The organism is Paenibacillus allorhizoplanae (assembly GCF_927798215.1).
Classification (GTDB): domain Bacteria; phylum Bacillota; class Bacilli; order Paenibacillales; family NBRC-103111; genus Paenibacillus_E; species Paenibacillus_E allorhizoplanae.
Genome location: NZ_CAKMMW010000075.1, coordinates 1 through 331, shown reverse-complemented (window position 1 = coordinate 331; position 331 = coordinate 1). Strand labels below are relative to the sequence as shown.

Genomic DNA, 331 nt, shown 5'->3' with positions numbered 1-331 from the left:
TCTTGCTAGTCATTCTGTTGGTTCTAAACAAGCTACTTATGCGTACAAGCTTCATTTAAAGCAGCTTCTGGCCGAATACGATCTTGCCTGCGAACAGCTGAAAATAGTAGAGACAGAGATTACTGCCGTTTTAGACCGCATTCCTTTTGCTAAATCAATGCTTGCTGTTAAAGGAATTAACGCCATTTCACTTGCTGGTATTCTTGGTGAAGCAGGGGATTTAAGTGGCTTAGTACACGGCAATGCATTACTTCGGCATGCTGGCCTAAACCTTGCAGAAGCAAGCTCAGGCAAATGGACGGGACAGATGAAAATAAGTAAACGCGGACGA

1 protein-coding gene is annotated in these 331 nt (G+C 43.8%); it reads left to right on the top strand.

The annotated features are described in order from the left end of the window. A partial coding sequence (locus L6I86_RS35580; protein WP_236293647.1) for a transposase occupies positions 1-331 on the top strand: 331 nt, incomplete at both ends.